We start from the raw sequence: 1,535 nt of genomic DNA on the forward strand, positions 1-1,535 counted from the left end.
AACGGCCCGGCTACGTGACGTGCCGGACTTTAAATTTACCATTTTCGTCTCAATTCACAAATGCTAGCGCAGGCAGCAAAAGGCGAAATTGGCGAAGCCTGGCTTTTGCTGCCTGTGCGGGTTTTCCATCTCCATTTTCCTTTCGAAGATTTTTACCGGCATGGCATGTAGCCTATGTTATGGGCTTTTGTAAAGATTTTTTTATCTTTTTATTTAACTCTCTATGAAAATTTGTATAGCTGCTATCAAGCTTTTTGCAATGTTCAAGCTTTCCTTTATATTTACTTAAACTCACACCATTCGCTTTAGCTAATTTTTTCGCACATATACTAATCTTTTCTTCCTCTAATTTACTCAGGATTAACTGTGACTTAAAGTATCGAATAAACGCTCTTGAAAAATAACTAGGCATGATGTCATAGGAGTTTAACAATTGAACTCTATAAATAAAAAACGTCCAGCAAAAAAACTCAATTGACTCATTTCCATGAGATATCTCATAAATACCTTTTAAAAATTTGCTAATCCAAATACCGAAAATAAAGGAACTTCCGATAAAAATAGTAATTACTTTCCACGCGGAATCAGATTTAAACAAATCGGAATCTGGTCTATCTTTAAAAAAGATAAAATAAACTAAATATAGGAATATTAACAACACAGGGACAAAGGATGTTTGAGTTATGACAATAGGATAATTCCATCCTCCTTTTACGTATCTAGAATCAATATTCTTATTTGGACTTATTGATACTAAATTTCTTTTTCTTGGACTATACAATTTGACTATCTGATAAAATACATCATAAGGGAATTTTAATGCGTTTATAGCAATCTGTTTGAATCCAGTTTTTCTAACACCGTATATAGGGTAAATGATTTTCTCGAAAAAGTCTTTATCAAGGGTGGAATAATTATCTACCTGACTATATTTATATCCATCTGGGATATGAAATCGAAATTTTGCTTTATTTGTAGCAGAGATTATGTTTTCTTGTTGGTTTTCAAACCTAGCTCCATTATACCTCGACATCACAAACTCCCATGCAAATATTCTTTTCTTTTTAAATTCATCTTCTACCAATTCATCTGGAGGGGTGTCCAGATAGTTTTTTTCTCTAGAATTGAGTTGATCCTGATTTTCAATTCCACTCAACTTATAATGATTAATTTCTTGGGTCAATAGTTGAATGTAGCCGACATAACGATTATGTGATCGAAACTTATACCAGATTACATTATACAAAAGAGTAATTACTAGCAGTGATAAAAATAAAATAATAGGAATATCCAAGTCAATTGCTTGACCTTTACTCCTTTCGAAATAAAATTTCGCAAGAAACCCTGATAGTCCAGCCACACTAATTATATAACCAATGTACCTAGTAATACAACTTCTGATTTCTGCAGTTTCATTTTTTAATATTTCATATTCTTTTTCAGAACCAAAAAACATAGTGTAAAATTTAATGCTTCAAAAATATTTAGCTTTTTACGCCAAAAAAACCTATTCTCTTGGAAATTGCCCATAACGG

At 32.1% G+C, this 1,535-nt stretch carries 1 protein-coding gene; it reads right to left on the reverse strand.

Features of this window, described 5'->3' with window-relative positions:
- Nucleotides 1-172: 172 nt before the first annotated feature.
- Entirely contained in the window at nucleotides 173-1,456 is a 1,284-nt protein-coding gene (locus MW688_RS17780; RefSeq protein WP_486737352.1) for a hypothetical protein, read from the reverse strand.
- Nucleotides 1,457-1,535 lie beyond the last annotated feature (79 nt).

The organism is Johannesbaptistia floridana (assembly GCF_057440575.1).